This window comes from Acidovorax sp. SUPP3334, assembly GCF_030159055.1.
Taxonomy (GTDB): domain Bacteria; phylum Pseudomonadota; class Gammaproteobacteria; order Burkholderiales; family Burkholderiaceae_C; genus Paracidovorax.
The window spans coordinates 160,166-186,783 of sequence record NZ_BQXQ01000002.1; the positions used below are offsets into that span (position 1 = coordinate 160,166).

The 26,618-nt window shown below is 68.1% G+C and carries 21 protein-coding genes and 2 pseudogenes; 17 read left to right on the forward strand and 6 right to left on the reverse strand.

From position 1 onward, the window contains the following. Positions 1-3 precede the first annotated feature (3 nt). The 3 genes from AVHM3334_RS01670 to AVHM3334_RS01680 are packed head-to-tail and all read left to right on the forward strand — an operon-like array spanning position 4 to position 1,744. Positions 4-906: an NAD-dependent epimerase/dehydratase family protein gene (locus tag AVHM3334_RS01670; protein ID WP_284409071.1), complete on the forward strand. Its 903-nt coding sequence runs from the start codon at positions 4-6 to the stop codon at positions 904-906. Next, positions 903-1,271 carry a DoxX-like family protein gene (locus AVHM3334_RS01675; RefSeq protein ID WP_284409073.1) on the forward strand — a complete coding sequence of 123 codons (369 nt, stop codon included), beginning with the start codon at positions 903-905 and terminating at the stop codon, positions 1,269-1,271. The genes AVHM3334_RS01670 and AVHM3334_RS01675 overlap by 4 nt, the downstream gene beginning before the upstream one ends. Then, complete coding sequence (locus tag AVHM3334_RS01680; RefSeq protein ID WP_284409075.1) at positions 1,268-1,744, forward strand: DUF2269 family protein; 477 nt, start codon at positions 1,268-1,270, stop codon at positions 1,742-1,744. The genes AVHM3334_RS01675 and AVHM3334_RS01680 overlap by 4 nt, the downstream gene beginning before the upstream one ends. A 6-nt stretch (positions 1,745-1,750) precedes the next feature. On the opposite strand, the gene AVHM3334_RS01685 is transcribed toward AVHM3334_RS01680, so the two are convergent. Next, positions 1,751-2,548 (reverse strand): aspartate/glutamate racemase family protein, encoded by a 798-nt coding sequence (locus tag AVHM3334_RS01685; RefSeq protein WP_284409077.1) that lies wholly within the window; start codon positions 2,546-2,548, stop codon positions 1,751-1,753. A 41-nt stretch (positions 2,549-2,589) separates the two neighbouring features. Next, the gene (locus AVHM3334_RS01690; protein ID WP_284409079.1) at positions 2,590-3,474 is read right to left on the reverse strand and encodes an amino acid ABC transporter substrate-binding protein; all 885 of its coding nucleotides are present in this window, start codon (positions 3,472-3,474) and stop codon (positions 2,590-2,592) included. Positions 3,475-3,780: 306 nt separating this feature from the next. Between AVHM3334_RS01690 and AVHM3334_RS01695 the strand changes: the two genes are divergently transcribed. Next, a complete protein-coding gene (locus AVHM3334_RS01695; protein ID WP_284409081.1) occupies positions 3,781-5,007 on the forward strand; it encodes a D-amino acid dehydrogenase in 1,227 nt (408 codons plus the stop codon). Between the two features lie 12 nt (positions 5,008-5,019). Here the strand turns inward: AVHM3334_RS01695 and AVHM3334_RS01700 are convergent. After that, positions 5,020-5,947, reverse strand: a pseudogene (locus AVHM3334_RS01700) (LysR substrate-binding domain-containing protein). Between the two features lie 250 nt (positions 5,948-6,197). On the opposite strand from AVHM3334_RS01700, the gene AVHM3334_RS01705 reads away from it, so the two are divergent. The 3 genes from AVHM3334_RS01705 to AVHM3334_RS01715 are packed head-to-tail and all read left to right on the forward strand — an operon-like array spanning position 6,198 to position 7,886. Further along, positions 6,198-6,740 (forward strand): hypothetical protein, encoded by a 543-nt coding sequence (locus AVHM3334_RS01705; RefSeq protein WP_284409083.1) that lies wholly within the window; start codon positions 6,198-6,200, stop codon positions 6,738-6,740. Beyond that, the gene (locus AVHM3334_RS01710; protein ID WP_284409085.1) at positions 6,730-7,413 is read left to right on the forward strand and encodes a hypothetical protein; all 684 of its coding nucleotides are present in this window, start codon (positions 6,730-6,732) and stop codon (positions 7,411-7,413) included. Before AVHM3334_RS01705 ends, AVHM3334_RS01710 begins: the two co-directional genes overlap by 11 nt. 32 nt (positions 7,414-7,445) lie before the next feature. Then, positions 7,446-7,886 (forward strand): hypothetical protein, encoded by a 441-nt coding sequence (locus AVHM3334_RS01715; protein ID WP_284409087.1) that lies wholly within the window; start codon positions 7,446-7,448, stop codon positions 7,884-7,886. Positions 7,887-7,998: 112 nt separating this feature from the next. Here AVHM3334_RS01715 and polA read toward each other — a convergent pair whose 3' ends face one another. Further along, positions 7,999-10,812 (reverse strand): DNA polymerase I, encoded by a 2,814-nt coding sequence (gene polA / locus AVHM3334_RS01720; RefSeq protein WP_284409089.1) that lies wholly within the window; start codon positions 10,810-10,812, stop codon positions 7,999-8,001. A gap of 59 nt (positions 10,813-10,871) precedes the next feature. On the opposite strand from polA, the gene AVHM3334_RS01725 reads away from it, so the two are divergent. From AVHM3334_RS01725 to AVHM3334_RS01760, 8 genes are all read left to right on the forward strand, one after another. Further along, positions 10,872-11,225 carry a hypothetical protein gene (locus tag AVHM3334_RS01725; RefSeq protein ID WP_284409090.1) on the forward strand — a complete coding sequence of 118 codons (354 nt, stop codon included), beginning with the start codon at positions 10,872-10,874 and terminating at the stop codon, positions 11,223-11,225. Positions 11,226-11,356: 131 nt separating this feature from the next. After that, positions 11,357-12,307, forward strand: a complete 951-nt coding sequence (locus AVHM3334_RS01730; RefSeq protein WP_284409091.1) for a homoserine kinase — start codon at positions 11,357-11,359, stop codon at positions 12,305-12,307. 78 nt (positions 12,308-12,385) lie between these two features. After that, on the forward strand, positions 12,386-13,219 hold the full coding sequence (locus AVHM3334_RS01735) for a BPSS1780 family membrane protein (RefSeq protein ID WP_284409094.1): 834 nt from the start codon (positions 12,386-12,388) through the stop codon (positions 13,217-13,219). Between the two features lie 315 nt (positions 13,220-13,534). After that, positions 13,535-15,478 carry a PhoX family protein gene (locus AVHM3334_RS01740; RefSeq protein WP_284409096.1) on the forward strand — a complete coding sequence of 648 codons (1,944 nt, stop codon included), beginning with the start codon at positions 13,535-13,537 and terminating at the stop codon, positions 15,476-15,478. Between the two features lie 508 nt (positions 15,479-15,986). Further along, positions 15,987-17,189: an imelysin family protein gene (locus AVHM3334_RS01745; protein WP_284409099.1), complete on the forward strand. Its 1,203-nt coding sequence runs from the start codon at positions 15,987-15,989 to the stop codon at positions 17,187-17,189. Positions 17,190-17,197: 8 nt separating this feature from the next. Then, positions 17,198-18,667, forward strand: a complete 1,470-nt coding sequence (locus tag AVHM3334_RS01750; protein WP_284409101.1) for a di-heme oxidoreductase family protein — start codon at positions 17,198-17,200, stop codon at positions 18,665-18,667. A gap of 59 nt (positions 18,668-18,726) precedes the next feature. Next, the gene (locus AVHM3334_RS01755) at positions 18,727-19,818 is read left to right on the forward strand and encodes an imelysin family protein (RefSeq protein WP_284409103.1); all 1,092 of its coding nucleotides are present in this window, start codon (positions 18,727-18,729) and stop codon (positions 19,816-19,818) included. 4 nt (positions 19,819-19,822) lie between these two features. After that, positions 19,823-21,001 carry a DUF1513 domain-containing protein gene (locus AVHM3334_RS01760; protein WP_284409105.1) on the forward strand — a complete coding sequence of 393 codons (1,179 nt, stop codon included), beginning with the start codon at positions 19,823-19,825 and terminating at the stop codon, positions 20,999-21,001. Between the two features lie 136 nt (positions 21,002-21,137). On the opposite strand, the gene AVHM3334_RS01765 is transcribed toward AVHM3334_RS01760, so the two are convergent. Continuing rightward, entirely contained in the window at positions 21,138-23,600 is a 2,463-nt protein-coding gene (locus tag AVHM3334_RS01765; RefSeq protein ID WP_284409107.1) for a UvrD-helicase domain-containing protein, read from the reverse strand. Between the two features lie 47 nt (positions 23,601-23,647). After that, on the reverse strand, positions 23,648-24,553 hold the full coding sequence (locus tag AVHM3334_RS01770; protein WP_284409109.1) for a MurR/RpiR family transcriptional regulator: 906 nt from the start codon (positions 24,551-24,553) through the stop codon (positions 23,648-23,650). A gap of 163 nt (positions 24,554-24,716) precedes the next feature. On the opposite strand from AVHM3334_RS01770, the gene AVHM3334_RS01775 reads away from it, so the two are divergent. Both AVHM3334_RS01775 and AVHM3334_RS01780 read left to right on the forward strand, forming a co-directional pair. Further along, entirely contained in the window at positions 24,717-25,925 is a 1,209-nt protein-coding gene (locus tag AVHM3334_RS01775) for a M20 family metallopeptidase (RefSeq protein ID WP_284409111.1), read from the forward strand. 68 nt (positions 25,926-25,993) lie between these two features. Then, a pseudogene (locus AVHM3334_RS01780) lies at positions 25,994-26,341 on the forward strand (Bug family tripartite tricarboxylate transporter substrate binding protein); the annotation flags it as partial. Between the last annotated feature and the right edge of the window lie 277 nt (positions 26,342-26,618).

Genomic DNA, 26,618 nt, shown 5'->3' on the forward strand with positions numbered 1-26,618 from the left:
GCCATGCACATCCTTCTGACCGGCTCGACCGGATTCATCGGCCGCACGGTGCAGCGCGCACTCGAACGCGCAGGCCACACCGTGCACGGTGGCGTTTCACCGCGCCACCTCGCCAGCCAGCCCGGCGAGGTGGCCATGGACTTCGCCCATGACACCAGCCCCGCCGTGTGGCTGCCGCGCCTGGCAGGCATCGACGCCGTGGTGAATGCCGTGGGCGTGCTGCGCGACACCCGCGCCCGCCCGATCGACGCCCTGCACCAGCACACGCCCGTGGCGCTGTTCGATGCCTGCGCCCAGGCCGGCGTGCGGCGCATCGTGCAGATCTCCGCGCTCGGCATCGCGGGCAGCGGCACGCGCTACGCCGCCACCAAGCGCGCGGCCGACACGCACCTGCTCGGCCTCACCGCGCGCGGAGATGTCTCCGGCGTGGTGCTGCGGCCCAGCATCGTGTTCGGCCGCGGCGGTGCCAGCAGCGCGCTGTTCATGAACCTGGCCCGGCTGCCCGTGGTGGTGCTGCCTGGGGCCGTGTTGCAGGCCAGCGTGCAGCCCGTGTCGGTGCATGACCTGGCCGATGCCGTGGTGGCCCTGATGGGCCCGGCACAGGACACCACCGGCCTCATCGAATGCAGCGGCCCCGAGGCCGTGCCCATGGCCGGCCTGATCGCCAGCCTGCGCCAGCAAAGCGGCCACGGCCCGGCCCGCGTGCTGCGGCTGCCAGAGCCGCTCAGCCGCCTGAGTGCGCGCCTGGGCGACCAGGTGCCCGGCGTACCGTGGTGCAGCGAAACGCTCGCCCTGCTGGGCAGCGACAACACGGCCGACCCCGCCGCCCTTCGGCGCCTGCTGGGACACGAAGCCACCCCCTACCGCCGCCTGGTCGAAAGCGCCTGGGCGCCGGCTGCACGATGAACGCCGCCACCGCCCGATGGCTGCGCGGCAGCCTCGTCCTGGTATGGCTGGGCACGGCGCTGGCCAGCGCCATCGAAGCGCAAGGCCAGGGCCGCGACCTGCTGGTGCGCGGCGGCCTGCAGAACGAAGCCTGGATCCAGGCCCTGGTGTGGGGCGGCATCGCGGCCGACACCGCCATCGGCCTGGCGCTGTGGCTGCGCCCCGGGCGCACCACCGATGCCATGGCGCTCGTGCTGATGGGCGTGATGACCGCCATCGCGACGGTTCTGCTGCCCACGCTGTGGCTGGACCCGCTGGGCCCGCTGCTCAAGAACCTGCCCATCGCCGCCATCCTCATCGTTCTCTTGAAAGCGCCCCGCACATGAACACCTACCTTGCGCTCAAATGGGTTCACATCCTGTCCAGCGTGCTGCTGGTGGGCACGGGCTTCGGCTCGGCGTTCTACCTGTTCTTCGCCAACCGCAGCGGCAGCGTGGCGGCCCAGGCCGTGGTGTCGCGGCTGGTGGTGCGGGCGGACACCTGGTTCACCACGCCGGCCGGCATCGTGCAGCCGGTGACCGGTGTCGCCATGGCGATGATGGCCGGCTGGCCGCTGTCCACGCCGTGGCTCGCAGCATCGATCGGGCTCTACGGGCTGGCGGGCCTGTGCTGGCTGCCGGTGCTGTGGCTGCAGTGGCGCATGGCCGCCATCGCCCGCGATGCGGCGGCCCATGGCACGCCGATGCCAGCGCTCTACAACCGCTATGCGCGGTGGTGGGAAGCCCTGGGCTACCCGGCCTTCGTGGCGATGCTGGCGATTTATTACCTGATGGTCCACAAGCCCGCGCTGTGGGGCTGAGGCCGGTCAGGCGCTGGCGAGGGTCTCAGCCTTCGCCACGGCCTGCACGCCCGCATAGGCATGCCGTGCCAGCGCTTCGGCCAGCACCTGCGAGGGGTTGACCAGTCGCGTGCCCGCCGCCGCTTCGTCCAGAGCCAGCGGAATTTCAGTGCAGCCCATGATGAGCGTGAAGAGGCCCTCGCGCTCGCGCAGGGCCTGCGACACGGCGGCAAAGCGGCTGCGGGCCAGCGCGTAGTCGCCAGCCTTCACCCCGCCGTAGATCCCCTGCATGAGCTGCTCGCGCTCATGCGGCAGGGGCAGCACGCAGACCACGCCCTGCTCCGCCAGCGCGGCCTGGTAAAGGCCGGTGTCGTACGAGCCTTGCGTGGCGAGCAATCCCACGCGCGGCTCCCGCGCAGCCGACAAAGCCGCCGCCACCTCGCGCATGCCATGAAGCACTGTGACCTGCGGAAACCGCTGCTGCAGTTCTGCATGCCAGGCATGGGCGGTGTTGCACGCGATCGCCATCGCCTGAACCCCCAGCGCCGCCAGCCGGCCGGTGGCCTGCGCCATCGGTTCGGCAGGCTGCGATGCGCTGGGCATGCGCTCGCCCAGCGCCGCCGTGCGGTCGGGAATGGGCACTTGCGCCAGCCAGTGTTCGGGATAGGCCTGGTCGCGCACGGGAATGCCCAGCGCCTCCATGCGGCGCGTGCAAGCCTCCACGAAAAGCCGCACGAAATCAGCCCCGGCCGCGGGCCCCATGCCCCCGAGGATGCCGACCATGCGGGGCTGCAAGGCGGGCACGGACAAAGTCGCCGTCATCATGAAAACCCCTCGGAAGCGGTGGCGTGGCGATCGGTGACGGGTCAGTTGGCGGGTTTGTCGCTTTGCGCCACCAGGTTGTCGCGCAGCTCCTTGGACATGGGCAGGCCCAGGTTCTGGCCCTTGGGCGGCACGGGCGACATGAACCACTTGGTGTAGAGCTTTTCGAACTCGCCAGACTTCATCATTGCGCCGATGACGCCGTTCACCAGCGCCTGGAACTGGGGGTCGTCCTTGCGCATCATGCAGGCATAGGGCTCGACCTGCAGCGAATCGCCCACCACCACCCAGTCCGCCGGATTGCGGGCATTGCCCTTCAGGCCGAAGAGCAGGATGTCGTCCATCGCGAACGCTTCCGCACGGCCCGAATCGACCAGCAGCATGGAGTCGTCATGGTCCTTGCCGAGCACGATGTCCATGTCCAGGTTGTTCTCGCGGCTGTACTTGCGGATGACCTGCGCGTTGGTGGTGCCGCTGGTGCTGGCGACCTTCTTCTTGGCCAGATCGGCGTAGTTCTGCACGCCCGACGTCTTCTTGGTGAGCAAGCGGGTGCCGGTGTAGAAATAGTTCACGGCAAATTGCACATCCTTGCCGCGCGCGGAGTTGTTGGTGGTGGAGCCGCACTCCAGGTCCACCGTGCCGTTGGTGATGAGCGGAATGCGGTTCTGCGACGTGACGGCCTGCAGTTCCACCTTGATCGACGGCTTCTTCAGCTTGGCGCGCACCGCCTCCACCACGGCATTGGAGATCTCCACCGAAAAGCCGATCGGCTCTCCGGGGCCCGCCAGGTAGCTGAAGGGCACCGACGATTCCCGATAGGCCAGCGTGATCTTTCCCGACTCGGCAATTTTCTGCAGGGTATCGGCATTGGCCGCCGTGGCAGCGAAAGCGCCGACGGCAAGGACGGCTGCAGACAGGAATGGCTTCATGAGAACTCCTTGACGGAAACAAAGGGAGAGAAAAAGTGAGAGGAACGGCGCGGGTGCCACGGCACTTTAGGAACTCGGCACCGCTTTGAACAATTCATTCGGCAGCATGGGCCATGACGAAAAGTTATGCCATCCGCATTGACCATAGAGCGCCGGAAGCAATCTCCGGGCCCGCTCGGGCGATGCAAGCCACCGCCCGGTGCCACGCATAACTTGCCGGCATGTGTCCCGCGCGGTTTGGCATTGTTCAACGAGGCCCGCCGTCCTTAGAGTACTGTCCACGGACAACCAAGGGAATCGAGCGATATGGATGCATGTGTGATGGGAGCAGGCATCGTGGGCCTGGCGACCGCCTACGAACTGCAGCGCCAGGGAATGCGCGTCACGGTGATCGACCAGGGGCCCGTGGGCGGCGGTGCGAGCGGCGGCAACGGCGCACAGCTGAGCTACAGCTACGTGCAGCCCCTGGCCGACCCCGGGCTTTGGGCGCAGTTGCCCAAGCTGCTGCTGTCGCGCGAATCGCCGCTGCAGCTGCGTTTGCAGTGGGACCCGCACCAGTGGCGCTGGGCCCTGCAGTTTCTGGCGGCCTGCAACAGCGCCACATCGCGCCGCACCACCGAACGACTGCTGGCGCTGGCCGTGCGCAGCCGCGCCGGTTTCGAGGCCATGCGGGCCCGCGAAGCGCTGTCTTGCGATTTTTCGGACACCGGCAAACTGGTGCTTTATGGCACGCCGGAAAGCCTCGCTGCGGCCGAAAGGCAAATGGAACTGCAGCGCGCCTGGGGCAGCGAACAGGCGTCGATTTCCGCCCAGCGGTGCGTGGAACTGGAACCTGCCCTCGCCCACCACGCCGCGCACATCGCCGGGGCCATCCACACCCCAAGCGAATGCGCAGCCGACTGCCAGAAGGTGTGCGAGGGCCTTCACGCGCTGCTCGCCCGGCGCGGCGCCCGCTTCGAACTGGGCGCGCAGGTGCAGGGCTTCGACCTTGCACAGGGCCGCATCGCCGCGGTGCGCACCAGCGCGGGGCCGATCCAGGCGCAACGCTTCGTGCTGGCGCTGGGCAGCGGTAGCGTGGCGGTGGCACGCCAGCTGGGCGTGCGCCTGCCGGTCTATCCCATCAAAGGCTACAGCGTCACGCTCGACGCGCCGGACGGTGCGCCGTGGGCGCCGCGCATGAACGTCACGCATGCCGGGCGCAAGGTGGTGTTTGCCCGGCTGGGGCAGCGGCTGCGCGTGGCGGGCATGGCCGAACTCGTGGGCCACGACCACAGCATCTCGCCCGCGCGCATCGACGGCCTGCGTGCCACGGTGCGCACCGTGCTGGGGCACGAAGCGCCCGCGGACGCGCTGCGCCCCTGGACCGGCATGCGCCCCGCCACGCCCACCGGCCTGCCCATTGCAGGCCGCGCGGATGCAGGCCCCGCCAACCTGTGGATCAACACGGGCCACGGCGCACTGGGCTTCACGCTGGCCTTCGGCACGGCCGCGCTGCTGGCGAAACAGATGCAGCAGTCAACGGCGCACGCCTGAGCCGCCGCAAAGTCAGTCGCGTTCCGTCAGCCCGGTCGACGCCAAGGTCTGCGCCACCGCCTCCCGCATGCAGCGCACCATGGCATCGGTCAGCAACGAGGCCGGCCGGTTCACCATGCGCAAAGCCTTCACGGGCACGGCGATGCGGGGCGCCAGCGCGAGCACGTCCACCCGGGACAGATCGGCGGAAGCCGCAGTGCATACATCCACGAGCGCCACCCCCAGCCCGTGGTGCGCGAGCGCCAGCGCCGCGTGGTAGGTCTGCACGGTGAAGGCCGCCTGCAGCCCCACGTCGGCCTCGCGGCTGGCATGGTTCACCATCGTGCCGAGCGGATCGGTCGCCTCCAGCCGGATCACGGGCGTATGGGCCAGATCGGCGAGGTGCACCACGCCTGCCTGAACGATGGCCGCGTCCAAAGTGCCCTTGGGCGCCACGCACACCACACGGCCTTCGGCCAGCGTTTCCTGCGCCAGCGATGGATGCACCAGCGCACTGAATACGAAGCCGATGTCCGCCTCCTGCAGCACCAGGGCCGAGACGATCTGGGGCGAATGCAGCGCATCGATGCGCACCGCCACATCGGGGGTGCAGCTTGCGAAAGGCGTGCAGTGCGCGCGGCATGACTTCGTGGCTCAGGGCCAGCACGCTCAGCACGTGCAGTTCCCCCTCACGCTGCTGGCCGCGCAGGCTGTTGGCGAGCCGCTGCACATCGTCGAGCTGGTTGAACAAGCGTTCGATGTGCGGGTAGAGCGTCTGCGCCTCGCGCGTGGGCACGAGGCGGCCCTTCATGCGGTGGAAAAGCGGAAAGCCCAACTGCAGCTCGGCATGCGCCAGGATGCGGCTGACCGCAGGCTGGGTGACGTTGATGAGCCGCGAGGCGGCACTCACGCTGCCGGTGAGCATCACCGCATTGAAGACTTCGATGTGGCGCAAGCGCATGGCGAAACGGGCTTTTCTTGAACGGCGAAGCCAGCCATATTGCATCAAAAAGCATCTTGCCCAGCTCTGCCGTTGAAGCAATTTGACACAGATGCCGCACGGCGGTCATGAGAGACCGATAGGCTCGCTGCATTGCGCGACGGAGCCGGCGAGCAAGCCCGTGTTCCGGCGGCGCATTCTTCCTTTCTCCGTGTCCTGGTTCCCTCCAGTTCCAGAACATCACCGACAACCTTTTTTCAGAAAGACAGGCATGGCAGATTTAAGTGGCAGCGCATGGGTGGCCAGATTTCCGACCAGCAACCAGACGAGCGATCTGATCGCGAGCTTTCGCACCAAGGTGGACAGCTTCATCGCCGCGCTGCAGGCCGGCGGTGCATCGGTTGCCATTTCCGCCACGATGCGACCGCCCGAACGCGCCTACCTCATGCATTACGCATGGCGCATCGCGCGCGAGAACCTGGACGCCGGCACCGTGCCGGCCATGGCGGGCGTGGACATCGAATGGGTGCACCGCGGCGCCACCGGAGCGGTCAATGCGGGCGCCTCCCGGGTCGCGGCCAACCAGATGGTTGCGGGCTATGGCATCGTGTATGCGCCGGCCCTCGCCTCGCGGCACTCCGAGGGCCGTGCCATCGACATGACGATCACCAATTATTCAGGGAAGGCTTTCAACAATGCCACTGGCACCAGCACCACTGTCACCACCGCTGCGCAACTGCACGCCCTCGGCGCCACCTACGGTGTCTACAAGCTGGTGTCCGACCCACCGCACTGGTCCGACGATGGGCACTGAACGCCCCGTTGAAGGCGCCCCTGCGCGCCGCACCGGCGCCGGCGGTTTTTCTGCGGGCCGGTCGGTGCGCCCCGCCGTGCTCGCGCTGCTGGGCATGCTTTTCAGCGGCATGGCCGCGCAAGCGGGAGCCCCGCCGGCCGCCCAGCCTGCCCCATCGGCACCGTCGGCACCGTCGGCACCGTCGGCCCAGGCGGTGTCGTCCCGTGTCGGCATCCTGGACGCGCGCCGGCCCGATGCGCCCCGCCTGGTCATGGCCCAACCGCAGCCGGACGGCGAGCCGCAGCACTACCTGCGGCTGTCTCCGCCGATGGGCAAGAAGCCGGAGTGCTGCGTGCAGCCGGGCGCGGCCGCACAGGAGGCCTCCATCCTCCAATACCGCGGCGAAGACGCGGTGCCCGTGGATGAACGCGAGGCGCAATTCCAGAAAGCGCCCGATGAAGGCTTCGTGGGCCTGCTGCTGCAAAAGAACGCGGTGGCCACACGCACGTCGGCCCACCGCATCGTGCTGCGATGGCCGGACCGCAAGGCCAGGGTGCGCGTGGACCACTGCCTCTCCAGCGAGGGAATGCACGTGAAGATCGCGGAAAGCGGCGCAAAGGGCCAGTGGACGCCGAAAGCCCATTACTACCTCCCGCTGGGATCGGATGTCGCGGCGGACTGCCCGGCATCTTGATCCTGATGCATCGGCCTCGCACCGACGGGGCAATGAAAGCCGGCCGACCCCAATCCCCAAGGCTGGGTGCCGCGGCGCTGATCGCCTGCGCGGCGGGAGGGCTTGCTTGGTTCTGGCTGGCTTTGCCGAGTCCGGCCGGCATGCCAGGGCATGCGGTGGCGCATCCCCTTGAACACGCCATCGACCACACCCAAGCCACGATGGGCTGTGAAACGCTCACGTTGGCAGCGAAGGATGTGGAAACCTATTTTTCGACAGCGGCCGAAGTCTCAGCGAGCCGGTTCGATGCGGAGGCGATCATCCTGCCGTGCAGCGTTTCCGGCACGCTGACGAAGGGTGGCAAGCGGTACGCCTGGCGCATCCACGCGGCGGGTGCCGGGTACCTGACTGAACAGGCGGCCCGTTCTGAATCGAAGCGGTTCCTCTGCGGAGACGCCTGCGAGAAAGCGCTGCCTGCGCTCATGGGCCATTGAGGGACGTTGATGGGCCGTTGACGTGCCGTTCACGGGCCTGTAACGGGCCACTGACCGACCGGCTACAGCGCGTCAGGCGCACGCAGCGCCGGGCGTCAGCGCACCGCTGGCGTCAATGCGCCTTGTCCCAGTTCGGCCCCATGCCGACTTCCGCGAGCAGAGGCACCTTCAAGTCCGCCACGCCCGCCATCAGCCGGGGAATCTCGCGGCGCACCCAGTCGACCTCGCTCTCGGGCAGCTCGAACACCAGTTCGTCGTGCACCTGCATGATCATCAGCACCCCAGGCTTTTCGGCGCCCAGCACGTCCTGCACCGCCACCATGGCCTTCTTGATGAGGTCGGCCGCCGTGCCCTGCATGGGTGCGTTGATGGCCGCGCGCTCCGCGCCGCTGCGGCGCGGGCCGTTGGGCGAGTTGATCTCGGGCAGGTACAGGCGCCGGCCGAACACGGTTTCCACATAGCCCTTGGTCTTCGCCAGGGCCTTGGTTTCGTCCATGTACGCCTTCACGCCCGGGTAGCGCTGGAAGTAGCGGTCGATGTAGGCGGCCGCGGCCTTGGTTTCGATGCCCAGGTTCTTGGCCAGGCCGAAACTGCTCATTCCGTAGATGAGCCCGAAATTGATGACCTTGGCGTAGCGGCGCTGTTCGCTGCTGACCTGGCTGACGTCCACGCCGAACACTTCGGCCGCCGTGGCGCGGTGCACGTCCAGCCCTTCGGTGAAGGCGTGCAGCAGCGAAGCGTCGCCACTCAGGTGGGCCATGATGCGCAGCTCGATCTGGCTGTAGTCGGCGCTGGCGATCAGGCGCCCGGGCGGCGCCACGAAGGCCTCGCGCACGCGCCGGCCTTCCGCCGTGCGGATGGGAATGTTCTGCAGGTTGGGGTCGTTGCTGGACAGGCGGCCCGTCACCGCCACGGCCTGCGCATAGTGCGTATGCACGCGGCCGGTGGACGGATGGGCCAGTTGCGCCAGCTTGTCGGTGTAGGTGCCCTTGAGCTTGGACAGGCTGCGGTGCTCCAGCAGCTTGGCGGGCAGGGGGTAATCCTCGGCCAGCTTTTCCAGCACCTCTTCGTCGGTGCTGCGCGCGCCGGTGGCGGTCTTCTTGACCACGGGCATGCCCAGCTTGTCGAAGAAGATCTCGCCCAGCTGCTTGGGGCTGCCCAGGTTGAACGGCTGGCCCGCGATCTCGTACGCCTCGGTTTCCAGCTGCAGGATGCGCTGGCCCAGTTCATGGCTTTGCTGCGCGAGGATGGGCGCATCCACCAGCACGCCGTTGCGCTCGATGCGGTACAGCGCCTCGCTGCTGGCCATCTCCAGCTCGTAGATGCCGCGCAGCTTGTCGTCGGCCTGCAACTGGGGCCACAGCACGCGGTGTACGTCCAGCGTCTGGTCGGAGTCCTCGCACGAATACTCCGCCGCCAGCTCGATCGACACCTGGCTGAACGGAATCTGCTTGGCGCCCTTGCCGCACAGGTCTTCGTAATGGATGCCGCTGCGTCCCAGGTGCCGCTCCGCCAGGCTGCCCAGGCCGTGCGGCCTGTGCACTTCGAGCACATAGCTCTGCAGCATGGTGTCGTGGGCATAGCCCTGCACTTCGATGCCGTGGTTGGCCAGCACATGGCGGTCGTATTTGACGTGCTGGCCCAGCTTCTTGCGCGTGCCGTCCTCCAGCCAGGGCTTGAGCCGCGCCAGCACTTCGTCGCGGGGCAATTGCGTTGGCGCGTCGGGGTAGTCGTGCATGAGCGGCACGTAGGCGGCCGTGCCGGCCTCCACGCTCCAGCTGATGCCGACGATCTCGGCGCGCATCTCGTCGAGCGAAGTGGTCTCCGTGTCGATCGCCACCAGATCGGCCGCCTGCAGGCGCGCGAACCAGGCGTCGAAGGCTTCCCAGGTGAGCACGGTGTCGTATTGCAGGTTGCTGACTTTGGCGGCGGCGGCTTCGGCCGGCTCGTCGAACAGGCCGGGCGACGGGTTCATGGCGGCGCCGCGGCGGCCCTTGCCGGACTTGGCCGCGTCTTCTTCCAGCAGCTCGGGCGGGGCTTCCTGGATGTCGATGGCCCGGGCCAGGCCCTTGAACCCGTACTGTTCGTAGAAGGCCTTGAGCGAAGCGGCGTCCTGCGCGCCGGTGGTGAGGGCATCCAGCGAGGGCAGGCCGGACACGTGCGCGGCCAGGTCGCAGTCGGTGCGGATGGTGACGAGCTGGCGGCCGGTGGGCAGCCAGTCGCGGGCATTGCGCAGGTTCTCGCCCGCCACGCCCTTGATCTCGGCCGCGCGCTCCATCAGCGCATCGAGCGAGCCGTATTCCATGAGCCATTTGGCAGCCGTCTTGGGACCGACCTTGGGCACGCCGGGCACGTTGTCCACGGTGTCGCCCACCAGGGTCTGGTAATCGACCATCAGGTGCGGCGGCACGCCGAACTCGGCCGTCACGCCGGCGATGTCGCGCTTCTTGCCGCTCATCGTGTCGATGATGGTGATGTGCGCATCCACCAGCTGGCTCATGTCCTTGTCGCCGCTGGAGACGATGACCTCCACCCCCTGGCGCGCGGCGGTGACGGCGAGCGTGCCGATCACGTCGTCGGCCTCCACGCCGGGCACATCGAGCACGGCCCAGCCCAGCAGGCGCACCACTTCGTGGATCGCCGGGATCTGGCTGCGCAGGTCGTCGGGCATGGGGGCGCGCTGCGCCTTGTACTCGGGATAGATGTCGTCGCGGAAGGTCTTGCCCGAGGCGTCGAACACGCAGGCGGCATAGTCGGCGCGCACTTCGCGGCGCAGGGCCTGCATCATGTTGACCATGCCGCGGATGGCGCCCGTGGCCGGGCTGGCCGGGTCGCCCGGTACGGCCCGCAGGTCGGGCATGGCATGGTAGGCGCGGTACAGATAGCTGGAGCCGTCCACCAGCACCAGGGTCTTGGGTTTGCTCATAGCCGCAGATTGTGCCCCGCGCTGCGCGCCCGCCAGGTGCGGCGCTCTACAATCCGCCCATGCGCGCTGTCCACACCCTCTTCCTGCTGGCACTGGCTGCCGGCCCCGTCCTGGCCCAGACCACTGATCAAAATGCGGCCCAGCGCACAGTGGATCAGCGCGAGCAGCTACCAAATCAGGAGCAAGCGGACGGCCGCCAGAACCAGCGCGTCGAGCGCATCCAGGTCGAAGACGAAGGCAGCCGCGTGAATGAATTGCGCGTGGGCGGCCAGACGCAGAGCATCACGGTGCAGCCCAAGACCGGCAGCATGCCCGAATACGAGATCCAGCCCGGCGAAGGCGCACGCACCCGGCCCCGCAACGGCGCCGAAACCAACACCGCCCCGCGCGTGTGGAACGTGATCAAGTTCTGAGGTTTGCGCGCCTCGCCCGCGTGAGCCCGGGCATCTGCGGCGGCCTTTGCTGCCGCACCCGTGGCCTTCGCGCTTTCCGCTTCTTTTCTCCCCTCCCTTTTCTTTTTCCTTTTCTTCGTTTGCGCTGAGCGATGGCCGTCTTCACCGAAGTCTCCAAGAAAGAGGCGCGCGATCTGCTGCGCCGTTTGCAACTGGGCACGCTGGCATCGCTGCGCGGCATCGAGGGCGGGATCGAGAACACCAACTACTTTCTCACCAGCGACCAGGGTGAGTACGTGCTCACGCTGTTCGAGCGCCTCACGGCCGAGCAGCTGCCGTTCTACCTGCACCTGATGAAGCATCTGGCGCACGCGGGCATTCCCGTGCCCGATCCGCGGGCCGACAAGCACGGCGACATCTTGCACAGCGTGGCCGGCAAGCCGGCCGCCGTGGTGAGCAAGCTGCGCGGCAAGAGCCAGCTGGCCCCCGAGGCCGTGCACTGCGCCGCCGTGGGCGCCACGCTGGCGCGCATGCACCTGGCCGGGCGCGACTACGAACGCCGCCAGCCCAATCTGCGCGGGCTGGCCTGGTGGAACGAGACGGTTCCTGCCGTGCTGCCCCACGTCGGCCCCGAACAGGCCGCACTGCTGCGCGCCGAACTGGCCTACCAGAACCACGTGGCCGCCTCGGCCGGCTACGCCGCATTGCCGCGCGGGCCGGTGCATGCCGACCTGTTCCGCGACAACGTGATGTTCGACGGCGAAGAGCTCACCGGCTTCTTCGACTTCTACTTCGCGGGCGTGGACACTTTCCTGTTCGACTTGGCCGTGTGCCTGAACGACTGGTGCATCGATCTGCCCACGGGTGCGCACCACGGCGCGCGGGCCCGGGCGATGCTGGACGCCTACCAGAGCGTGCGCCCGCTCACGGCCGACGAGCGCACGCTGCTGCCCGCCATGCTGCGCTCGGGGGCGCTGCGTTTCTGGATTTCGCGGCTGTGGGACTTCTACCTGCCGCGCGAGGCCTCGCTGCTGACACCCCACGACCCCACGCATTTCGAGCGCGTGCTGCGCCAACGCCTGGCACATCCCGTGCATGCCTGACGACGGCACCCGCGGCATGCCGATGGCCGCATGCCCCTGGCCGGCGCACGGCCGAAGCCCCTCCACCACAATCCACCCATGAAACTCCACATCGTTCCCGCCCGCGCCGGCCTTGAGTGGGTCCGGCTCGGCATTCGCGTCTTCTGGCGCCAGCCGATGGCGCTGGCGGCCCTGTTCTTCATGACCATGGCCGCCATGTCGCTGGCCACGCTGCTGCCGCTGATCGGGCCGGCCGTGGCCTTGGCCCTGCTGCCTTCGGCCACGCTGGCCATGATGGTGGCCGCGGGCGAGGCGACGCAGGGGCGCTTTCCGACGCCGGCGCTGCTGCTGGTGGCGTTTCGCACCGGGCGCCAGCGGCTGCGCGACATGCTCATCCTGGGCGCCCTGTACGCCGTCGGCTTTCTGGCCGTGATGGCGATCTCGGCGCTGGTGGACGACGGTCAGTTCGCCCGCGTGTACCTGGGCGGCGAGCAGCTCACCCGCGAAGTGGCCGAAGCCGGCGACTTCCAGGCGGCCATGTGGGTGGCGCTGGCGCTGTACGTTCCGCTGTCGCTGCTGTTCTGGCATGCGCCCGGCCTGGTCCACTGGCACGGCGTGCCGCCGGTGAAGGCCCTGTTCTTCAGCATGGTGGCGTGCCTGCGCAATTTCGGTGCGTTCACCGTGTACGGCCTGGCCTGGACGGGCGTGTTCCTGGGCGCCGGCATCGTGGTGAGCATCGCGGTGACGCTGCTGGCGCTGCTGGGCCTGGGCGCCGGCATCGCGGGGGGCATCATGGTCGGCACGGCCCTCATGCTGGCGGCGATGTTCTTCACCTCGGTGGTGTTTTCGTTCCGCGACTGCTTCGAGCCGCCGGAACGCCTCGTCCCGCCCACGGCGGACACCCCGGCCAGCTCCACGCCCGGCCCGCTCTGAGCCCCGCAGCCTGCGGCCGCTGCGGGGCCTGAAAGCCCGGGTCGGCGCGGCACCGCAGCACCGCCCAAGCCGACCGGACCGCCGCAGTCCGTTCCGGCCGGGTTCGATCAGGGGCATGGCGCGGCCATCCGGGCGGTCGGCCCGGCATCGTCACGCGACTGTCATCGTTTCTTCAAATCGCTGTCACGGCGCATTCCTAGCATGCGTGCAGTGGAAGCGGCATTGCGCCGGTTCCGCGTTTGGCTCGCCGGCATGCCGCTTTCCTGCGGTGGTCGCTGGCGGCGTACCGCACCTCTCCCTTTCCGGAACAAAACGATGTCCCACACCCCGATGCCCACCCGCCGCAAGGCCCTGCAATTCCTCGCCGGCGTGCCGATGCTGCCGCTGGGCGCCAGCGCTTCCGCGTCGCTGCTGGCTGCCTGCGGCGGCGGCAGCGATGGCGCCACGTTCGCATCGGCCAGCTTCAGCCCGATGGCCGCGCCCACGCTCGCCAACCCGGCCGCCATGGCGACCACCACCGTCGGCTCCACGATGAGCGTGAAGTTCAGCGACAACTCGGTGCAGAACTACCAGCTGGCCTATCAGCCCTTCTTCGTGACGGGCGACATGGTATCGGACGGCAAGGGCGGCAAGATCCTCGCGGGCGGCTATGTGGACATCAACAACAAGGCCATCATCGACACCACCGTGGCTGGCAAGGAACGCCAGTTCTTCTCAGACTCGCCGGACGGCACGTCGCTGCTGACCGTGGCCAATGCCAAGGTCGATGGCGTCAAGGGCAACCCCGTGTTCGCCGTGGTGCAGTTCGAATACACCACCTGGGCGCAGGACGGCAAGACCGACATGTACGGCAAGCTGCCCTCCCCCATCGCCGTGCTGAGCCTGGACCAGGACCCCGCCACCGGCAAGCTGTCGCTGGTCAAGTACCACAACGTGGACACCTCCAAGGTGCACGGCCTGTGGATCACCTGCGGCGCCAGCCTGTCGCCCTGGGGCACCCACCTGTCCAGCGAAGAGTACGAGCCCGACGCTTTCACCATCGCCTCCAACGCACAGTTCAAGGCCTACAGCAAGAACCTGTTCGGCAGCGAAACGGCGGCCAACCCCTACCACTACGGCCACATGCCCGAAGTGACGGTGAACGCCGACGGCACCGCCAGCATCAAGAAGCATTTCTGCATGGGCCGCATCTCGCACGAACTGGTGCAGGTCATGCCCGACCAGCGCACCGCGCTGATGGGTGACGACGCCACCAACAGCGCCTACTTCGTCTTCGTGGCCGACAAGGAAAAGGACCTGTCCTCCGGCACGCTGTATGCCGCCAAGGTCGGCGCGGGCTTCTCCATCGACCCCGCCGCCACCGGCGCCGCTCCCCTGACCTGGATCAAGCTGGGTTCGGCCACCAGCGCCGAAATCGAAGCCCTGGCCAACCAGCTCAAGCCCACGGACATCATGACGGTGGCGAGCGCCGACCCGAAGGACGCGACCTTCACCAAGATCGTCGTCAACGGCAAGACCGAGTGGATCAAGCTGAACGCCGGTATGGAAAAGGCCGCCGCCTTCCTGGAAACCCACCGCTACGCCGCCCTGCTGGGCGCCAGCCTGGGCTTCACCAAGATGGAAGGCACCACGGTCAACGCCAAGGACAAGATCGCCTACTCGGCGCTGCAGAACATCCAGGCATCGATGGTCGCGGGCAATGCCGCCAACGTGCCGGGCAACGGCATCTCGGTGCCCAAGCAGCTCGTGGCCGGCGCCGTGATGGCGCTGAACCTGCGCGGCGGCCAGAAGGACACGACCGGCGCCGCGATCAACAGCGACTGGATGCCCGTGGACACCAAGGCCCTGCTGGCCGGCGAAGACATCACGGCCGACGCACTGGGCAACACCGCCAACCCGAACAACATCGCCAACCCGGACAACCTCAAGTTCTCCGAAAAGCTGCGCACGCTGTTCATCGGCGAAGACAGCAGCCAGCACGTCAACAACTTCCTGTGGGCGTACAACGTGGACACCAAGCAGCTGTCGCGCCTGATGTCGGTCCCCGCCGGGGGCGAATCCACCGGCCTGCACGCCGTGGACGAGATCAACGGCTTCACGTACATCATGAGCAACTTCCAGCACGCCGGCGACTGGGGCAGCATCCACAGCAAGGTCAAGGACACGCTGGATCCGCTGGTGCGCGCCAACTACAAGGACAAGTTCGGCTCGGCCGTGGGCTACCTGACGGGCACGCCGTCGCAGATGAAGCTGAGCTGAGCGCAGCCCGTCACCGGCTCCGGGCCATCGCCAGTGCGGCGGACCCGGGCCTCTTTCCAAAAGCGAGGCAGTGCCTCGCTTTTTTCATGGCGCCTTCGATGCGGTCCAGCCATGCCACCGCAGGCAACGCGCAGCGGCATTGCGGCATTGCGGGGCTTTGAGCGAAAAACGCCTCCAGCGCATATTCCTCTAGGGGGTATAGCTATAAAAACAATAGCATCGCACTTTTGCCGCTTCGAGGATGGTTTTTCCTTGAACGCCGCGCATGGCGGTACAAGGCGAAGGGTTGTCTTCAAATGATAATGGATCGCATTCTTATAATGCCCGCTCACTCAGGCGCATCCGGGCGCCGTGCCGTCCCGGCGCGGCCAAGAGCCCCAGCCCTTGCCGCCTGTTCCCGCTGCCGCTGACCTGTCGCTGCCCTCTCGGCTCGCGGTACGGCGCCTGCCTCGGCGGGCTGACCAACAAGCGCCTGCCCGTCCCGTTTTGCCCAACCCAGGAGATGCCAATGACGACCCCCTTGTTCAGAACCGCCACCCTCGCCGCCCTGCTGGCCGCTGCCGGCATGCTCGGCACCGTGGGCGTGGCCCAGGCACAAGGTTCCGCCGTCCAGGCCTCACAGCCCGCCACCGCCAATGCCGTGGCGGCGCACTACGCCACGCTGGTGCACGCCAACTACGAAGACACGCTGAACGCGGCCAAAACCATGCAGGCCGCCATCAAGGCCTTCACCGCCAAGCCTTCGGTGGAGACGCTGGCCGAGGCCCGCAAGACCTGGCTGGCCGCGCGCGAGTTCTACGGCCAGACCGAAGCCTTCCGCTTCTACGGCGGCCCGATCGACGACGACAAGGGCCCCGAAGGCCAGATCAACGCCTGGCCCATGGACGAGTCGTACGTGGACAGCGTGGAAGGCAAGCCCGATGCCGGCCTGGTGAACAACCGCAAATTCGCCATCACCAAGAAAGCCCTGTCCGGGCAGAACGAGCGCGGCGGCGAGGAAAACATCGCCACCGGCTGGCACGCGATCGAATTCTTCCTGTGGGGCCAGGACCTTTCCGAAACCGGCCCCGGCGACCGCAACTTCGAGGACTTCGTGGACGGCAAGGGCAAGAACGCCGACCGCCGCCGGCAGTACCTGACCGTCGTCACCGACCTGCTCATCGACGACCTCACCTTCCTCGTGAAAGCCTGGGACCCGAAAGCCAGGAACAACTACCGCGCCCAGTTCGCCAAGGGCGGACAGGAATCGGTGCGCAAGATGCTGGTGGGCCTGGGCTCGCTCTCGCGCGGCGAACTGGCCGGCGAGCGGCTGGAAGTGGCGCTCAACAGCCAGGACCAGGAAGACGAGCACTCCTGCTTTTCCGACAACACGCACCGCGACGCCGTGACCAACGCGCAGGGCATTCAGAACGTGTGGCTGGGCCAGTACCGCCGCGCCGACGGCAGCCAGGTGCAGGGCCCATCGCTGCGCGACCTGGTGGCCGCCAAGGACGCGGCCCTGGCCGAGAAGACCACGCAGCAGATCGCCGCGTCGGTGAAGGCGGCCGAAGCCATCCAGGCGCCGTTCGACCGCGAAATCATCGGCGAGAAGGACGCGCCGGGCCGCCAGCGCATCCAAAAGACCATCGACAGCCTGAGCGCCCAGTCCAAGGACCTGGTCGCCGCCGCCAACGCCATCGGCATCACCCGGCTGACCCTCGTGCAACCCTGATCGCCGCGATGCGTTTCCTGAAAGCCTTCCACCGCCGCCGCACCTGGCGGCTGGCCACCGCCAGCGCGGGCCTGGCGGCGGCCGCCACGGGCCTGGTCGCCAGCGGCAACCCCGACCCGCTGGGCGAGAAGCCCGGCGGCGACACCACGGTGTTCGCCACCGGGCGCAATGCCTTTTCGTTCCCCGCAGCCAACCTGCCGGACGACGAGCGCACGCGCTTCGTCATCGGCAACTCGTTCTTTCGCCGCAACTGGGTGGAGGCACCCGCCTCGACCAAGGCGCGCGACGGCCTGGGGCCGCACTTCATCGCGCGCTCGTGCGGCGGCTGCCACGTGCAGGACGGCCGTGGCGAGCCGCCGGAAATCTTCAACCGCCTGGGCGAAACGAAGGACCCCACGGTGGCGCTGCTGATTCGCCTGTCGATCCCCGGCGCAGACGGCCACGGCGGGCCGCTGCACGAGCCCGTGTACGGCGACCAGTTCAACAACGCGGGCATCACGGGCGTGAAGCCCGAGGGCCGTGTCACGCTGCGCTACGACACCATCGACGGCAAATTCGCCGACGGCACGCCGTACTCGCTGCTGGCCCCGAAATACGGCTTTACCGACCTGGGGTACGGGCCCATGCACCCCGAGGTGATGATCAGCCCGCGCATCGCGCCGCAAATCATCGGCGTGGGGCTGCTGGAAGCCATCGACGAGGCCGACATCCTGGCCAATGCCGCCGACCAGGCCAAGGCGCCCGGCCCCATCAAGGGCGTGCCCAACCGCGTGTGGGACGCGCCCTCGGCGCGCATGATGATCGGCCGCTTCGGCTGGAAGGGCAATGTGGCCACCATCGCGCACCAGACCGGCGGCGCCTTCGTGGGCGACATGGGCATCACCTCGCGCCACTTCCCCAACGAGGCCTGCACGCCCGCCCAGAAAGACTGCCTGGCCGCCCCGAGCGGCAGGAGCGGCGGCCAGCAGGGCCAGCCCGGCGTGGAGATCGACGACAAGACCTTCGACGACGTGGTGTTCTACCAGGCCACGCTGGCGCCGCCCGCGCGGCGCAAGGTGAACGACGTGCAGGTGCAGCGCGGCCAGGCGCTCTTCGCGCAGGCCCAGTGCGCCGCCTGCCACCGCCCCAGCTACGTGACCAGGGAAGGGCCATTCCCGCGCCTGACCAGCAAAGCCGTTTCGGGCCAGCGCATCTGGCCCTACACCGACATGCTGCTGCACGACATGGGCGAAGCCCTGGCGGACCACCGGCCCGACTTCGCGGCCAACGGCCGGCAGTGGAAGACGCCGCCGCTCTGGGGCGCCGGACTGATCCAGGACGTGAACGGCCACACCCGCCTGCTGCACGACGGCCGCGCGCGCGGCGTGCTCGAAGCCATTCTGTGGCATGGCGGCGAAGCCGAAGGCGCCAAGCAGAACGTGCTCAAGATGAACAAGGCCGAGCGCGATGCGCTGGTGCAATTCGTGGAGTCGCTATGACGAAGTTCCCCTTCCCCTGCCCTCCTCGCCCTCCTCGCCCTCCTCGCCCTATGAGCGCTATGAGCCCTGTTCGACGCCTGGCCGCCGTGGCGCTGTGCGCCCTGGCCGGCGCTGCGGCCACCGCCACCGCGCAGACCGACTGGCGGCACGATGCCGTGCCGTTCTACGACACCACGCACGCGCTGCAAAGCCTGTACGGCCACTGGGCGCTGCCACGCGCGGGCGATTTCGCCACGGCCGCGCAGGCCCTGCCGCCCGCGCTGCGCGCCCTGTGCGAGGCACCGCCCGCACAGGCCGGCGCGGCGCTCAACGCTGCCCGCAGCGCCTGGCGCAGCACCATGCTCGCGTGGGAAAGCCTGGGCGCCGTGGCCGTGGGCCCGGTGATCGCGCGGCGCACGCAGCGCCAGATCGACTTTGCGCCCACCCGCCCGCAGCTGATCGAGCGCGCCATCAAAACGCAGCCACAGGGCGCCAAGGCCTTCGAGCGCGTGGGCACGCCGGCCAAGGGCTTGCCCGCGATCGAATGGCTGCTGTGGACGCAGCCGGCTCAGCCGGCCACGTCCGCGTGCCGGTATGCGGTGGAAGCCGCGCTGGACGTGGAGCGCGAGGCCGTCGCCCTCAAGGCGGCGTTCGACGGCGCAGCCACCACCGACTGGGCCGCCGAGGACGAGCAGGAGCGCTCCACCCAAGCCATGGGCGAGTTCATCAACCAATGGGTGGGCGGCATCGAGCGCCTGCGCTGGGCCCACATGGAAAAGCCCTTGCGCGCCGCCCAGGGCACGCGCGCGCCGGACTATCCGCGCGCCGCCGGCGGCCTCACGCCCGAAGCCTGGGCCGCCGAGTGGAACGCCTTGCGCACGCTGGCCGTGCTGCCCGAAGGCGCCGCGCTGCCCAAGCCCGGCGAGGCCCTGGTGCCGCTCGAAACCTACCTGCGCGGGCGGGGACTGAACCCGCTGGCCGACCAATTGCGCGCCACCGCCTTGCGCATCGACGCTGCCATGGCGGCGGCCCAGAAGGCCGGCACCGCCAAGGGCGGCCCGCAAGTGCTCGAAGCGGCCAAGGAACTGAGCGCGCTCAAACGCCTGGCCGAGGCGGAGGTCGCGCCGGCCCTGCAGGTGAGCATCGGCTTCTCCGATGCCGATGGGGACTGACGCGATGGCGGCCGCACGAACGGACGGCGCCTCGTCGATGCCAATACGCCTGAGCCGCCGGCAGGCGCTGCGCATCGGCGCGGGCCTTGGCCTGGCCGTGCCGCTGGCGGCCGCCTGGGGCAGGCCGGGCGCCGCGCAGGGCACCCTGCGACTGGCCGCAGCCTGGCAGCAGGAGGATGGCGGCTACCGCATCGGCGTGCTGGCAGCCCAACCCGGTCAGAACACGCCGCTGCAGGTCGCGCACGCGCTGGACATTCCCACCCGCGCCCACGGCCTGTGCCCCTTGCCCGACGGCAGCATCGTGGCGGCATCGCGCCGCCCCGGCGACTGGCTCGTGCGATGGTGGCCGGACGCCGCGCGAGAACCGGTGTGGCAGTGGTCGGACGGCGCCCGCTCGTTCAACGGGCATGTGATCGCCTCCCCGGACGGACGGCTGCTCTACGCCACCGAGACCGATGCCGAGACCGGCCAGAGCTTCGCCGTGCAGCGCAACGCGCAAACGCTGGAGACGTTGCAAGCGTGGCCCACGCAAGGCATCGATGCGCATGAACTCATCTGGGACCGTCGCACGCTGGCGGGCGGTTTCCCCACCTTGCTCGTCGCCAATGGCGGCGTGCCGACAGCCCCCGAAACCGGCCGCGTCAAGCGCGCGCTGGACACCATGGATTCGTCCATCGTGCGGCTGCACGGCCGCACCGGCGAAGTGCTGGGCCAATGGCGGCTGGACGATCGCCGGTTGAGCCTGCGGCACCTGGCGTGGAACAGCGAAGGAACCGTCCTGGGCATTGCGCTTCAGGCCGAACACGACGGCCAGACGCTCCGTGAAGCAGCCCCCGTGCTGGCGCTTTTCGATGGCAAGGGCTTGCAGGCTGCAGCCCCACCACCCGCCCAGCTGCGAGGCGGTCTGCGCGGATATGGCGGCAGCATCGCCGCCACCCGCGAAGGCTGGGCTGTCAGTTGCCCGAAAGCTCAGGGGATTGCGGCGTTCTGCACGCAAGGCGAATGGCAGCGGCTGATAGCGCTGCCCGAGGTCTGTGCGCTGGCGGTGCAAGGTACTGCGCTCTGGGCGGCAGGGCTCGACCATACGCTCGAAGAGGCCCTCAAGACGGCCCCCCGCAGCCACGCACACCACGGCGAACTGTCGAAGGCGCGGGTGGACAACCATTGGGTGCTGGCCGGGTAAACCCTGCTTTCGCATGCCATGGCCTTGTTACTTTAGATAACACATGGCGTGTTGCAGTGCCGACGAGAAAGTCGTGGGCGGCGGCCACCAGGCCAGCACTGGCCGGGCAGCCCCCTCTCGCAGAAGGCTTTGAGCGTCAATCCACCACGGTCAGCTTGGCCACCGACAGCGCCAGCCACTTGGTGCCATGCCGGGGGAAATTCACCTGCGCACGCGCGTCGTCGCCAGTGCCCTCCAGCGCCAGCACCTTGCCCTCGCCGAACTTGGTGTGGAAAACGCCCAATCCCACCCGCAACCCGTGCGAGGGGGCGGTCTTCTGCGCCGGGACCGGCGGGCTGGCGAACGATTCCGACTTGTAGCCAAATCCACCCCTAGCGCTTGATCCATATGCGCCACCAGCTCCTGAATTAGGAGCAAAGGTGCCAAAACCCTGCTGCTTGGGCGTGATCCATTTCAGCGCGGCTTCCGGCAGTTCGTCGAAGAACCGGCTCTTGACGTTGTAGCGCGTCTGGCCGTGCAGCAGCCGGGTCTGCGAGTGGCTCAGGTACAGGCGCTTTCGCGCCCGGGTGATGGCCACGTACATCAGTCGGCGTTCTTCTTCCAGCCCCTCGCGGTCGCTCATGGCGTTCTCATGGGGGAACAGCCCTTCTTCCATACCGCCGATGAAGACCGCATCGAACTCCAGGCCCTTGGACGCATGCACGGTCATGAGCTGCACGGCATCCTGCCCGGCCTGCGCCTGGTTGTCGCCCGCCTCCAGCGCCGCGTGGGTCAGGAAGGCGGCCAGGGGCGAGAGCGTCTCCCCGGTATCGGTGTCCACGATGCCGGCCACGCCACCCGGCAGCGGCTCGTCGGTGGTGGGCAGGGCCGGGTCCAGGCCCTGGCTCGCCGGGCTTTGCGTGAGCGGGGTGCCGTGCTCGTCCACCGGCAGCGCGATGGCGTCGCGCCCGAAGCCTTCCTGCGTGACGAAGCTCTCGGCCGCGTTCACCAGTTCCTGCAGGTTCTCGATGCGGTCGGCGCCTTCCTTCTCGGTGCGAAAGTGCTCCAGCAGGCCGCTCGATTCGAGCATCTGCTCGATGATGCCGCGCAACGTCATTCCCTGGGTCTGCTCGCGCAGCACATCGACCAGGGCGACGAAGCTGCCCAGGTTGGCGCCGGCCTTGCCCGGCACGGCGGTGACGGCGTCGTGCAGCGAGCAGCCCGCGCTGCGTGCCGCGTCCTGCAGCACCTCGACCGTGCGCGCGCCGATGCCGCGCGGCGGGAAATTGACCACGCGCAGAAAGCTCGTGTCGTCGTGCGGGTTCTCCAGCACTCGAAGGTACGCCAGCGCGTGCTTGATTTCAGCCCGCTCGAAGAACCGCAGCCCGCCGTACACCCGGTAGGGCACCGCCGCATTGAACAGGGCCGACTCGATCACCCGGCTTTGCGCATTGCTGCGGTAGAGCACGGCGACTTCCTTGCGCTCAAAACCATCGCTGCGCACGAGCTGGCGGATCTCCTCCACCATCCACTGCGCTTCGGCCAGATCGGTGGTGGCTTCGAACACGCGCACCGGCTCGCCCGGCCCTTGCGTGGTGCGCAGGTTCTTGCCCAGGCGCTTGCTGTTGTGGCTGATGAGGGCGTTGGCCGAATCGAGGATGTTGCTGTAACTGCGGTAGTTCTGCTCCAGCTTGATCTGGCGCTGCACGTCGAACTCGCGCACGAAGTCGGCCATGTTGCCCACGCGCGCCCCGCGAAAGGCGTAGATGCTCTGGTCGTCGTCGCCCACGGCGATCACGCTGCCGCGGGCCTGGAAATGGCCTTCCACCGTATCGCCCGCCAGTTGCTTGAGCCACGCGTACTGCAGCTTGTTCGTGTCCTGGAACTCGTCCACCAGGATGTGCTGGAACCGCCGCTGGTAGTGCTCGCGCACCGGGTCGTTGTCGCGCAGCAGCTCGTAGCTGCGCAGCATCAGCTCGCCGAAATCGACCACGCCCTCGCGCTGGCATTGCTCTTCATACAGCTGGTACAGCTCGACCTTCTTGCGGGCATCGGCATCGCGCGCATCCACGTCGCCGGGGCGCAGGCCCTCTTCCTTGCAGCCGCTGATGAAGTACTGCACCTGCTTCGGGGGAAAGCGTTCCTCGTCGATGTTGAACTGCTTGCACAGGCGCTTGACGGCCGAGAGCTGGTCTTGCGTGTCCAGGATCTGGAAGGCCTGCGGCAGACCGGCCAGCTTGTAGTGCGCGCGCAGCAGCCGGTTGCACAGGCCGTGGAACGTGCCGATCCACATGCCGCGAATATTCACCGGCAGCATGGCCGAGAGGCGCAGGACCATTTCCTTGGCGGCTTTGTTGGTGAAGGTGACGGCCAGGATGCCGCCGGGGGTGGCGTAGCCGTTTTGCAGCAGCCAGGCGATGCGGGTGGTGAGCACGCGGGTCTTGCCCGATCCCGCGCCCGCGAGGATCAGGGCGTGCCCGGCCGGCAGCGTGACCGCCGCCAGTTGCTCGTCGTTCAGGTTCTGCAGCAGCGGCGAAGCGGCATCGGACTGCGGCGCGGGGCCGGCGTCGCCAGCACCAAAAGGCGCTGGCGCGCCGGAAAACAGGTCGTGTGGGAGCATTCCGCCATTGTAGAAACCTCCACCGGCCGCACTGGGCCGTGGGGCTGCTACGCCCCGCCGCGGGGTCGCCCGGGCGGCTGCGTCGTGCGGCGCAGGCCATCCACCGCGTCGGCCTCGAAGTCCTTCCACAGCGCATCGCGCCGCTGCAGGGTTTGCGCCACTTCGGCGTGCCGCTGCTGCGCCACGGCCGACACCAACGCGTTGCACAGGAAGAACGCAGCGGTGTACGAATCGAACGGCGATGCATTGGCCGTGGCCACCAGCAGGCTGTGGTGGGCGCACGCGACGATGGGCGCGGCAGCGCTGTCGGTGATGGCGATCACCGTGCAGCCCTGCTGCCGAAAGTGCTGCGCAGCCAGCAGCGCGCCGTTGGAATAGCGGCGGATGGTGAACACCAGCAACACATCCTGCGGCTGGGTCCACAGCAGCCGGTCCACGGCGAACGGCGCGCCCGCGCCCAGTTCCAGCACATGCGCGCGGCACATGTTGAGGTGCGTGGTGAGGTAGGACGAAACGGGCACGCTGTTCTTCTCGGCCATCACGAAAACGCGGCCCTTGCAGCCGCTGATGGCGTCCACCACCGCCCCGAACACGGCCATGTCCAGCCCCTGCCGCGTGGCGGTGAGGTTGTGCTGGTCGTGCAGCAAGGCATCGTCCACGCACTCGGCCAGCGTGCGGTCGCTGCCGATGGTGGCCCGCGTGCGCTGGGCGGGCGTCTGCAGCAACACCGTCACCTCGCTGCGGGCCTCGCGGCGCACCTCGGCCAGGCTGGCATACCCCAGCTTGGCAAAAAGACGCACAACGGTAGAGGCGCTGGTGCCGGCGCGCGACGCCATGGCACTGGCCGAATCGAGCAGGCCATCGGGGTAATGGCGCTGCAGATCGTCCGCCAGCGCTCGCTCGCTGGCCGTCAGGGTGGATGCGTGAAGAACGAGCCGTTCGGTCAGGAGCATGGCGAAAGTACTACGGTAGGCAGACGTTGGAAGGTGGCGGCGATCGACGGCGGTCGGCAGCGCCCACCAGCGCCGGCAAGCATAGCGACAGCGGCTTTTTTGCAATGATTTTTTCAAAAATATATGATGATTGAAATATTCATTTCACCCAACGACTCAGCCCATGTCCACTTCGATCGAAGCCTCTGCGAGCGCCGTCCATCCCGATGCCGCCAGTGCCCCGTCGCTTGCCGCTCGGCCCATCCTGGAATGGCTGTCGTCACAGGAACACGCGATGTTCGACCGCCTGCGCGATGTGGTGAACACCGACAGCGGCAGCGGACACGTGCCAGGCGTGCAGCGAGTGGCCGCGCTGCTGCGCGGGCACCTGGAGGCAGCGGGCATCGCGGTCGAAACCCGGCCGCAGCCGGGGTGGGGCGAATGCCTGCTGGCCCGCATTCCGGGCAGCGACCCGGCGGCTACGGGTCACCTGCAGCTCATGGGTCACATGGACACGGTGTTTCCCCTGGGCACGGCCGCCGAGCGTCCCTGGCGGGTCGAGGCCGGCAAGGCCTTCGGCCCCGGCGTGGCCGACATGAAATCCGGTCTGGTGATGAACGTCTTCGTGGCCGAGGCCCTGGCCCGGTTCGGCGGCAATGCGTCGCCCGTGCACCTGTTCTTCTCCTGCGATGAAGAAGTGGGCTCGCCTGCCTGCCGCACGGTGATCCGTGAAATCTCCCAGGGCGCGCGCGCCGTGCTCAATGCCGAGCCGGGCCGCATCTCGGGCAATGTGGTGGTCGAGCGCAAGGGCTCGTACCGCATCGATTTCGAGGTGCAGGGCGTAGCGGCGCACGCGGGCATCAACCCCGCCCAGGGCGCCAGCGCCATCGAGGCCCTGGCGCGCAAGACCGTGGCACTGCACGCGCTCAACGGCTGCGAGCCGGGTGTGACGCTCAACGTCGGCTTCATCCAGGGCGGCATGGCCTCCAACGTGGTCGCGCCGCTGGCGAAGGCCCATCTGGACCTGCGCTACACGGCGGAAAACGACCTGGACGCCGTGCTGGCCCGCATCCGCGCCATCATCGAAGAAGAATCGCTGCCCCGCACCAGTGGCCGCATCGTGGAGCAGACCGGCACGCTGCCCATGGCAAAAACACCGCCCGAACTGCTGGCCGCCTACCAGCGCAGCGCGGCCCAGGTCGGCTTTGCGGTCGAGGGCGAATTCACCGGCGGGGCCGCCGACAGCGGCATCACCTCGTCGATGGGCATTGCCTCGCTGTGCGCGCTGGGCCCGGTGGGCGGATATGCCCACAGCGAGCGCGAGTTCTGCGACCTGAGCACTTTCGTGCCCCGCGCTCAGGCGCTCGCGCTCACCCTGCTCGCGCTGGGTTGATAGCCGGCTCGCACGCCGCAGCCCTCCCGTTTTTACCGTTTGCCTTTTCATTTGCCATCGCCCCTGCCATGCCTTTTCGCACCGCCCTTTCCTCGCCCGACGCCCGCCCCCTGACCCGCCGCCAGATCCTGGCCTCCAGCCTCGGGCTGGGCCTGGCCGGCCTGCCCGCCATGGCCAGCCACGCGGCAGAGACGTATCCGGCGCGCCCGATCACGCTCGTCGTGCCGTTCCCGCCCGGTGGCTCGGTGGACGTGATGGCGCGGCAATACGCCGAGCCGCTCGGCCGCATCCTGGGCGTGCCCATGGTCATCGACAACAAGCCCGGCGCGGGCGGATCGATCGGCGCGCAGTTCGTGGCCCGCTCCAGGGCCGATGGCTACACGCTCGTGGTCTCGTCGCAGAGCAGCCACCTAGCTGTGATGTCTCAATAGGTTGTTCACCCGAATGGGTCTGGGAAACTGGAGTTACTGAGAAGTCAGTAACTTGGGGAACATTGATCGCCTCGAAAACCGCATGAATGCTGGCTTTCTTGTCTTGGCGTGCTCGGCAAGTTACCGTCTTATGAGTAACACGCTTCAGAGTCACAGAGGGATCCCACCGGATGAACAGCCATAAGAATGCCAGATTGACATTGGAAGGTCGCAAGTTGCTTGTCCAGCGCATCGCAGGGTTGGGGCTGATGCCTGCCGCCGA

Bases quoted from the DNA above. Each gene is read 5' to 3' on its own strand.
- AVHM3334_RS01775 (WP_284409111.1), top strand. From the start codon at position 24,717: ATGTCCACTTCGATCGAAGCCTCTGCGAGCGCCGTCCATCCCGATGCC.
- AVHM3334_RS01735 (WP_284409094.1), top strand. From the start codon at position 12,386: ATGAAACTCCACATCGTTCCCGCCCGCGCCGGCCTTGAGTGGGTCCGG.
- AVHM3334_RS01675 (WP_284409073.1), top strand. From the start codon at position 903: ATGAACGCCGCCACCGCCCGATGGCTGCGCGGCAGCCTCGTCCTGGTA.
- AVHM3334_RS01680 (WP_284409075.1), top strand. From the start codon at position 1,268: ATGAACACCTACCTTGCGCTCAAATGGGTTCACATCCTGTCCAGCGTG.
- polA (WP_284409089.1), bottom strand. From the start codon at position 10,812: ATGAGCAAACCCAAGACCCTGGTGCTGGTGGACGGCTCCAGCTATCTG.
- AVHM3334_RS01760 (WP_284409105.1), top strand. From the start codon at position 19,823: ATGGCGGCCGCACGAACGGACGGCGCCTCGTCGATGCCAATACGCCTG.
- AVHM3334_RS01715 (WP_284409087.1), top strand. From the start codon at position 7,446: ATGAAAGCCGGCCGACCCCAATCCCCAAGGCTGGGTGCCGCGGCGCTG.
- AVHM3334_RS01745 (WP_284409099.1), top strand. From the start codon at position 15,987: ATGACGACCCCCTTGTTCAGAACCGCCACCCTCGCCGCCCTGCTGGCC.
- AVHM3334_RS01725 (WP_284409090.1), top strand. From the start codon at position 10,872: ATGCGCGCTGTCCACACCCTCTTCCTGCTGGCACTGGCTGCCGGCCCC.
- AVHM3334_RS01685 (WP_284409077.1), bottom strand. From the start codon at position 2,548: ATGATGACGGCGACTTTGTCCGTGCCCGCCTTGCAGCCCCGCATGGTC.
- AVHM3334_RS01710 (WP_284409085.1), top strand. From the start codon at position 6,730: ATGGGCACTGAACGCCCCGTTGAAGGCGCCCCTGCGCGCCGCACCGGC.
- AVHM3334_RS01755 (WP_284409103.1), top strand. From the start codon at position 18,727: ATGAGCCCTGTTCGACGCCTGGCCGCCGTGGCGCTGTGCGCCCTGGCC.
- AVHM3334_RS01695 (WP_284409081.1), top strand. From the start codon at position 3,781: ATGGATGCATGTGTGATGGGAGCAGGCATCGTGGGCCTGGCGACCGCC.
- AVHM3334_RS01740 (WP_284409096.1), top strand. From the start codon at position 13,535: ATGTCCCACACCCCGATGCCCACCCGCCGCAAGGCCCTGCAATTCCTC.
- AVHM3334_RS01690 (WP_284409079.1), bottom strand. From the start codon at position 3,474: ATGAAGCCATTCCTGTCTGCAGCCGTCCTTGCCGTCGGCGCTTTCGCT.
- AVHM3334_RS01750 (WP_284409101.1), top strand. From the start codon at position 17,198: ATGCGTTTCCTGAAAGCCTTCCACCGCCGCCGCACCTGGCGGCTGGCC.
- AVHM3334_RS01705 (WP_284409083.1), top strand. From the start codon at position 6,198: ATGGCAGATTTAAGTGGCAGCGCATGGGTGGCCAGATTTCCGACCAGC.
- AVHM3334_RS01730 (WP_284409091.1), top strand. From the start codon at position 11,357: ATGGCCGTCTTCACCGAAGTCTCCAAGAAAGAGGCGCGCGATCTGCTG.
- AVHM3334_RS01765 (WP_284409107.1), bottom strand. From the start codon at position 23,600: ATGCTCCCACACGACCTGTTTTCCGGCGCGCCAGCGCCTTTTGGTGCT.
- AVHM3334_RS01670 (WP_284409071.1), top strand. From the start codon at position 4: ATGCACATCCTTCTGACCGGCTCGACCGGATTCATCGGCCGCACGGTG.
- AVHM3334_RS01770 (WP_284409109.1), bottom strand. From the start codon at position 24,553: ATGCTCCTGACCGAACGGCTCGTTCTTCACGCATCCACCCTGACGGCC.